The 8203-nt window shown below is 56.0% G+C and carries 8 protein-coding genes; 6 read left to right on the top strand and 2 right to left on the bottom strand.

Going from position 1 to position 8203, the window contains the following annotated elements; translation table 11 throughout:
- Together ABX962_RS23580 and ABX962_RS23575 are read left to right on the top strand one after the other, a co-directional pair.
- Positions 1–1069: glycosyltransferase family 4 protein (locus ABX962_RS23580; protein ID WP_372722876.1), on the top strand; the 1069-nt coding region annotated here is incomplete at its 5' end.
- A gap of 225 nt (positions 1070–1294) precedes the next feature.
- A complete protein-coding gene (locus ABX962_RS23575; RefSeq protein WP_339943787.1) occupies positions 1295–1477 on the top strand; it encodes a DUF6800 family protein in 183 nt (60 codons plus the stop codon).
- A 322-nt stretch (positions 1478–1799) separates the two neighbouring features.
- On the opposite strand, the gene ABX962_RS23570 is transcribed toward ABX962_RS23575, so the two are convergent.
- The gene (locus tag ABX962_RS23570) at positions 1800–2996 is read right to left on the bottom strand and encodes a beta-ketoacyl-ACP synthase III (RefSeq protein WP_372722874.1); all 1197 of its coding nucleotides are present in this window, start codon (positions 2994–2996) and stop codon (positions 1800–1802) included.
- Between the two features lie 231 nt (positions 2997–3227).
- Between ABX962_RS23570 and ABX962_RS23565 the strand changes: the two genes are divergently transcribed.
- The 4 genes from ABX962_RS23565 (at position 3228) to ilvA (ending at position 7053) form a co-directional block, all read left to right on the top strand.
- Positions 3228–4469 carry a S26 family signal peptidase gene (locus ABX962_RS23565; protein ID WP_372722872.1) on the top strand — a complete coding sequence of 414 codons (1242 nt, stop codon included), beginning with the start codon at positions 3228–3230 and terminating at the stop codon, positions 4467–4469.
- A 261-nt stretch (positions 4470–4730) separates the two neighbouring features.
- Complete coding sequence (locus ABX962_RS23560; protein ID WP_372722870.1) at positions 4731–5231, top strand: FxsA family protein; 501 nt, start codon at positions 4731–4733, stop codon at positions 5229–5231.
- A 15-nt stretch (positions 5232–5246) separates the two neighbouring features.
- Entirely contained in the window at positions 5247–5453 is a 207-nt protein-coding gene (locus tag ABX962_RS23555) for a DUF3565 domain-containing protein (protein WP_372722869.1), read from the top strand.
- A gap of 340 nt (positions 5454–5793) precedes the next feature.
- On the top strand, positions 5794–7053 hold the full coding sequence (ilvA, locus tag ABX962_RS23550) for a threonine ammonia-lyase (RefSeq protein WP_372722867.1): 1260 nt from the start codon (positions 5794–5796) through the stop codon (positions 7051–7053).
- Between the two features lie 139 nt (positions 7054–7192).
- Here ilvA and ABX962_RS23545 read toward each other — a convergent pair.
- The coding region (locus ABX962_RS23545) for a M48 family metalloprotease (RefSeq protein ID WP_372722865.1) at positions 7193–8203 on the bottom strand (1011 nt) is incomplete at its 5' end.

Here is an 8203-nt window from a genome sequence, read left to right as displayed (position 1 = left end):
TCCGCCAAAACCGATTCGAATCGCCAATGTTTCGGGGGATCCCAACCTTGATTGGTGTTGGATCCGCGACCTGATCGACCGCGACTTTGTCGTTGGCGAACGGCCGTTGCAATGGTCCAGTTTTTCGCTTTCGGCAAAGCAGCAATTTTCGAATCCAAGAGCGGTCACGCTGGCACATCGATTTCCTGGTCTCGCTCGCTGCGCGGGCACAGCAGCGTTCACGGCTGCGGCTCGACAAACCCCGTTTGATCTGATTGTTTCGCATGGGCCGTGGGTCACTTCGTGGGTCGAATACGCGATGCGTGTCCGTCGCATGAACCGGACCGCCAGACATTTGGGTTTTTCGTTTAACTTCACGGATCTACCTACCGGGCTGCGTTATCAACTGATGGCTCGCAGTTTCAGACACGTTGATTTGTTGACCGTCTTTACCGATGCCGAATTGGAGATCTACCAACAATATTTCAGGCTCGATCGGCGGACGTTACTGCGCGCCCCGTGGGGTGTTGCTGCCCCGCTGAGTTCGCCTCCGCCGCGTTTGATCGAAGGCGAATATTTCGCGGCTTTGGGGGGCGAGGCTCGTGATTACGAAACGTTGTGCGAGGCGGCGCGGCGTTGTCCCGATACAAAATTTGTCGTGATTGCACGCCCCAAGAATTTCCAGAATCTCGATCCTCCGGCGAATTTGTCGGTGCATTTCGATCTGCCATACGCCGAGGCCTGGGGAATTCTCTGGCACGCCGTCGCGTCGATCATCTCGCTTCGCAGTCGCGATACCCCTTGTGGGCTGGTCACGTTGATTGGAACGATGCATCTAGGCAAAGCTCAAATTGTGACCCATGCGGTAGGTGTTGCGGAATACCTGCGGGACGGAGAGTCGGGAATTCTGGTGGCACCGCGAGATCCGCAAGCGATGGCCGCGGCGATTTGCCGGCTGCGGGATAACCCCGAATTGCGATGTCGGCTGGCGGATCAGGCTCGCATCCAAGCCACCGCAAATTACCACGAGGCGGCGACCGTCGATTTTTTCAAAGATCGGTTGCAGGGATGGTTCGGCAAGCTGGACTGAGCGGATGCCGTCGGCGTGACCGCGGAACGTCGCTGCCAGAAGTGTTTGGCTGGTTTGCAGTCGATCCTGCACCCGGGGGGGGAGGGCGATGCTGAACGCGTCCGTCGCGTTCAGGTGGCAAAAATGCAGCGCTCTCGCCTTGACGTGGATTGCACGCTAAAATCCCACACTTCGAACTTAAATCGACAAAACCTACCCATTAACTGATTGCTGGAGTACCCCCGAATGCCATCTGGTATTGAACGCGTCCGAGAGATCCGTCGACTTCGTAAACGTCGTAAAAAGACCCGTAACTTGCTCGACCGAGCCAAGAAGGGAACGATGGAAAAAGCGGAAGTGATTCGCAAACTTCGTCTGCTCACTCCTGGCGCCGACGTTATTATCGAGCGTGAAGGCCTGAAGGGCTAAACCGTTCCCGTTTGGAACGAGATCGATTTTTTTTTCTTTCCCCTTTGCCACCGCCACGTCAGCTGGCAAAGGGCTCGGCACCTGCGGGGATATTCCTCTGCGAATATTCCCCTGCGTTTATCGCGCGCCGTAGCGAAACTCGCCAAGAGTTTCGTGCACTCCCCGTCTTCGTGCACCCCGTCTCGGATGACGACATCCCGTTACAGTGTCCTCGAATAGCGTGGATTTAACGGGAAGGGGAGCAATTCGAGTCTGCGTGTTTTCGCTTCGGTCCCGCTTGCCCGGACGAAGTAGGCAACGGAACGCTACCAATCCGATGTTCTCACCAACGCAGCAATGCGGTTCCCCACGCCAATCCGGCGCCAAAGCCGCATAGTAGAACTAATTCGCCGCGTTGGATTCGGCCCGCTTGCACCGCTTCATCAAGCGCCAACGGGATACTGGCGGCTGACGTATTTCCGTAGCGATCGAGATTGACGAACACGTCTTTGGGGGCGATGTCCAAATCGGCGACGGCCGAGTCGATGATCCGTTGGTTGGCTTGGTGCAGAACGACAAGCGACAATTGGTCCGACGTCACACCGGCGTGCTGCAGCACTTGTTTTGCACTTTCGTCAAACACGCGAACGGCCCACTTGAACACGCCTCGGCCGTCCATTGTCATGTATTGCGCTCCCTCGGCGAACGCCTCCGGGGTTAAGGCACGCCGGGTGCCTCCGGCTGGAATGCACAGCATCGCACCGCCACATCCTTCGCTGCCGAGTTGGTACGACAGCAGTCCTTGTTCGTGCAGTCGGTGAGCCGAATCGGCCTCTTCCGATGCGTCGCTTGTTTCGACCGGGGTCATAATCACCGCACCGGCCCCATCCCCGAATAAGGGATAGGTTTTCACATCTTCGGGGTTCACCGTACGGCTCATCATGTCGGCGCCCACGACCAAAACACGGCGGCTATTGCCCATCCCAATGAATTGAGCCGCAGTGATCATGGCGTACGTAAATCCCGCACACGCTGCGTTAACATCCATGGCTGGAGCGACCGAACCAAGCATGCGTTGCAATTGACACGCGGTTGATGGAGTGGGGTAATCGGGGGTCATCGTGGCGACGATGATCAGATCAATCTCGCTCGCGTCCATGTTCGCGGCACTCAAACAGCGAAGGGCTGCTTGGTAACACATGTCGCTGGTGGCTTGATCCTCCGCCGCACGACGACGTTCGCGGATTCCGGTGCGCCGCACGATCCATTCGCTATCGCATCCCAAAGCCGCAAGATCCTCGTTGGTGACGATTTGCTCGGGGACGTAGGAACCCGTCGCTGCGACACGGACGCCCGCCACTTTTCCCATCCGGCCCCGATAATTCCGTTCCGTTTTTGGGGTTGGCCCGGCCGCTGGCTTGGATGCACATCGAGCGTCAGCGCACGGCGTTTCCGCATCCGCCATGTTGGTGGGTTTCGAGGATTCACAGGTGGCTTGGTTTTCGTTCGCAGAACGATCGGGCGAGTTCGACTGGGTCATTGCAGCTTGATAAGAGTGAGGAAGCTCGCAAAATGGAGAGCGATGAGGTTAAAATAGAGAGTCAGGTGCTCGCAGGGCGATACCAATCGCTTGCTCCAAAGAGGCGGACCAAATATAGCTTTTTGTGCCCCATCGCGTTAGACGTGCACCCATTTGCAGAATGTCGGCGAATTATCGTTAGGGGCCACTTTGGGGGTGAGTCTCGTCTCGTCATCGAGGATCACAAGTAAATTGCCGCAAATTCTGGCTCGCAACGTCAACGCTTCAAATTCAAGATCGGGGCGTACCACCATCAGGACGCGGAGGCGAATTGCGGTCCTGGTAGGGATCGCCGTCGTAGCGGTCGCAGCTGCGATTACTGTCTGCAGCGGTTTTGCGAATCATTCGCGAAAACAAATCTTTCGAGTCAGCGGTTTTTCGATGGCGCCGACGCTCTATGGTGATTACCAGATCATGAGTTGTCCCCAGTGCAGGACGCGGACAAAAGTGGTCGCACAGTCGGCTGCGGCATGGGCCGCGTCGGCTCGCACGGCTGAGTGCTGGCACTGTGGAGCAAAATTCCCGTGCGACAGCAATGCGATCGATCCCCGAGTGATCGAAGGAGACTTGGTCGAAGTCACCGCAATCCAGCCCACTGCCATTCAGACTGCTGAGATCCAAACTGCTGAGATCCATCCTAAGGGCGGCAACCAGCTTCGGATTGGTGACATCGTTGCCGTCCAGGTGGAGGGCCGCATACGAGTCAAGCGGATACTTGGTTTGCCAGGTGATGTGATCTCGGTCCAACAGCGACGTTTGCAGGTCAACGGCAAGCGACTCGAAATGATTCTGGCCGAGGCTGGGGGGACTCGCGATGCGGCCTTCATCGATGTGGATATCGATCAACATCGATCGGAATCACGCTGGGTTCGTGCCAGCGAGCCACGTGATTCTGATTGGCTGGTTTATCATCACCAATCGGTCTACGAACATTTGCGTCCGAGCGAAATCTACGACGACTACCCATGCAACGTCGACGTGATTCGGCCGCTCGAACCCGTCGATCAATTGGCCGTGACGCTCTCGCTTGCCGCCGCCGCAAGAGTTGATGTCGCATTTTTTTCCAACGCGGGGACTCGTCTTGCAACACGGCACCTCGTTGCAAACGAATCGCTGACGATCTCGGTGGGGCACGCCGAGTTAGCGGATTCGATTTCACTAACTCCGCAAACGCCGATTGCGATACGTGTTCGCGACGAGCAGGGCCAAGACGAGCAGGGCCAACGCGTGACGTTGAACGATTTGTGCGTTCGCAGATCGGTTGAATATCGCTTGCGGCGTCGTGATTCCGAAGCCATGTATCCGTTGACGTTGAAACAGGACGAGTGTTTCATCGTCGGCGATAACGTTCCTATTTCGGTGGACTCTCGCGAGTTTGGACCGCTGTCGATGGACCATATCGTCGGATTCGCACGCCGTTTGACGCCGCAGTGATGCGGTCATTGCCATCGACTCTGGTACTCAACCGGTGCCATTTTTTTTTACACAGCGACGTTAGCCTCGAACACAATCAGTGTCTGATCGAATCGGCTTTGAGACCACTTGGCACAGAAGCTGCAACGAGAACGGGGGGCACCGGCAATCGGTGCCAATTTGACGGACCCGGGGGCGCGGGTGTTCCTTGGCCCGCAAGTTCCTTGGATGAGCTCTGTTTTTGGTGGAAAAGACGCACCTACCGCCTGATAGGTTGAAAATATGTTTGTTCGGCTGCTTGCTGCTTTTATTATTATCCCGCTGGTAGAGCTCTATTTGTTGCTGCAATTGGCAGACGCGACCAGCGGATTGACGGCGTTTGCAGTCGTCATTGCAACCGGAGTGCTCGGATCGTTCCTGGCGCGTCGCGAAGGTGCTAACGCATGGTTTCGTTTCCAAAAAGCTCTTGCCGAAGGTCGGATGCCGAGTCGCGAAATTCAAGATGGATTGATGATTGTGTTCGCCGCTGCGATGTTGCTAACCCCAGGTTTGTTGACCGATGCGTTGGGATTCATTTTGTTGGTCCCCGCTGGCCGAGCCTTGGTTCGTCGCTATGTGCTGAGCCGCTATATCGGTTCGGTGCATGTTCACGTCGCAGGGCAACAGCCCGCTGGAGGGTTTTCGCCGGACGATCCCGATATCGATTCGCCGGTCTACACCACACGCAAACCGAGTTCAACCAAGACGATCGATGCGACCTCGTATCACAAGACCCATGAATAAGTGATTCGGAGAAACATGCAGCAGCCGATCATTGGATACCACCGCGACGACGAAGAGCACTGGGTGGCGGAGCTCGAATGTGGACACAATCAACATGTGCGTCATGATCCGCCCTGGATGAATCGCCCGTGGGTAACCACCGCCGCAGGCCGCAAGTCTCGGTTGGGAGTGATGTTGGAATGCAAAAAGTGTGACGAGGGGGCGGCCCGCGACAACCCCTAGGCGAGATCGAGGACTTCTCGCGGAGCGGTGCCAGCCCAATGCCGTTTACGTTGGCACCAAACGGGTGGCGTTTGTAGCAGTGCGGCGCGAGCCGCTCGGTCTTATTCGAACGTTTTACTCGCCGCAACCGGACGGCTCGCGCCGTGCCGTTACTCAATGCTATTTCGTTTGGCAATGCGCGATCGGCCAGATGAGGATGCGGCGTTACCGCGACGCGAAGGGGGGCACAGCGAACATCAGTGGTTGCCGCCATGGGCCCTCGCTAGCCGATCCAACGGGCGGATGGTCCAATGAGGGCTCGATTCCTCTGCCTCGTTCCTTTTAAACATCCGATACGTCGATGGTTCACGATCCCACGGTGCTCGCCAGCGTCCAGTCCATCCATGAGGCCGAAACGCGAATTCGCAGTAATGTGCGTCATACCCCGCTGTTGCCGAGTGCTCGCTTGTCGCTTGCGTTTGACGCGAATGTCTTACTGAAACGCGAAGATTTGCAGGACGTTCGCAGCTACAAAATTCGTGGCGCGTATAACCGGATGACCCAATTGACGCCCGCACAACGCGACGCCGGTGTCGTCTGTGCCTCGGCCGGCAACCATGCGCAAGGGTTTGCCTATGCCTGTAACGCAATGCAGATCCACGGCCGCATCTACATGCCCGCAGTGACGCCAAAGCAGAAAGTCGACAAAGTTCGCATGTTTGGCAAGCAGCATGTTGATGTGTTTTTAGTGGGCGACACGTTTGATGATGCGGCGGCGGAAGCTCACAAGGCCACGGCCGAAGGTTTGACCTACGTGCCGCCGTTTGATGATCCCGCGATCGTGGCAGGCCAAGGCACGGTGGGGCTCGAGATTCTCGAGGACTACACAGATCCGATCGACTATGTCTTGGTCGCCGTGGGCGGTGGCGGTTTGATCTCGGGCCTGGGGAGTTACTTTCACCACAAGTCACCGGCGACCAAGATCATTGGGGTTGAACCGTCGGGAGCGCCAGCGATGTACGAAAGTTTGCGTCAGGGAAAAGTCGTCACGCTCGAAAAAATTGACAACTTCGTCGATGGTGCCGCCGTCAAACGAGTTGGCGATTTGAATTTCGCAATCGCTGGCCAAGTCGTCGACCGAATGCTGCTTGTCCCCGAAGGCAAAGTGTGTAGCGAGATGTTGCGTCTGTACAACGACGAAGGCTTGGTCGTCGAACCAGCCGGGGCACTTGCCATTGCGGCGCTCGAGCAGATGAAGGACGAGATCCAAGGCAAGACCGTTGTTTGCGTCGTTAGCGGAAGCAACAACGACATCAACCGCACCGAAGAGATTCGTGACCGCGCGTTATTGTACGAAGGGCTTCAGCATTACTTTATCATCAAGTTTCCTCAGCGCGCCGGTGCGCTGCGAGACTTTCTCAACAACGTGCTCGGTCCCACCGACGACATCACGCACTTCGAATACACCAAGAAACACAATCGCGAAACCGGCCCTGCGCTGGTCGGATTGCAGATCGCCAAAGCCGATGACTACGCCGGACTGATCGAGCGTATGAACGCCAGCCACATTGAATACCAAGTCGTCAACGAGCAGCGAATGCTGTTTGAACTGCTGGTCTAAATGTGGGATAGGCTTCGAGCCTGCCATCCAGCAGTCGCATCACATCTGTGAATTTTTCGCGTCGCAGAATTCGTCAAGACTTTCGTGCGATTGGCGGATGTCCCCCGAAACTCACGCACAAGTTTCGCTACGAAAACATTCACACTACCAACTCGGCTGGACTGTTGCGATTCTTCCACAGATACAAAATTCGCATCGACGTAGCAGGATGGATCCCATCCCCTTCGCCCAAAATGCGAAACAGTGATTTTTCGGGTGACGCTAAGATTAATTGCACCAAGCCTTCGACCTGGCGTTGATTAAGGCGAATCTCGCTGGGGTCATCCAAGATCGATTCCCATTCCAGTCGGTCGATGTTGTTAATCCGTTTGGCTTGCTGCTCGAGTTGTTCTTTCAAATCGTCGCCGTCATCGTCGCTTTCCCAGACGTATTTGATGAATCCCGATAACGAAGCGCTGCGATTCGCCTGGCTGCGTTGTTTCAGTTCACGCGTGACCGATTCAAACAATTCGGGTTCGGCGGCGTGACCGTAGGGGATCGCCTTTTCAACCGCTGCCGCCATGTCGCTTGGCGTTAGTAGTTCGTTGCCAGCGTTGAGTGCCATGACTTCCAATTGAATCAAAAATCGCATTTCCGCATCCAAACCGACTTTCAACAAACCGCTGATCGATGCTTCAATTCCATTGACCTGCGAACCCAGGTCATCGCACAGATACTCAATCGCTCGGCCGTGTTTGATTCGGCCGATGCCGCTAACAAACCAGAATGCCGAACTGATGACCGAGACAATGATAAAGCCGAGATAGCCGACGGTGTGTGTCCACTGGACCGCAAAAATACCCACCAATGCACCAAGGACCAACGTCAGCAGTCGAAACCGCTCACCTGCTAAGTTGAAACGGTAGTAATGCCCCAATTCGTGCCCCATCACCGCCTGGACTTCGTCGCCCCGCAGTTTGTGCAAGACTTGGCGATGGAGATAGATGCCATTGAGTCCACCGAAAATGCGACCTAAACGTATCGCCCCGGCGCTAAGCGATTTGTCGCTGGTGACGTAAACCGGCAACCGCTCGTCGGGCAGTTTTAGTCGCTGCAGTGTTTCGCGATAGAGCGTTTGCAGTTTGTATTTGTCAAGTTCGCCGAAACGCGT

The sequence above is a fragment of the Novipirellula sp. genome (assembly GCF_041583735.1).
Lineage (GTDB): Bacteria > Planctomycetota > Planctomycetia > Pirellulales > Pirellulaceae > Novipirellula.
The sequence above is the reverse complement of the archived record's forward strand: the minus strand, read 5'-3'. Positions and strand labels throughout refer to the sequence as shown.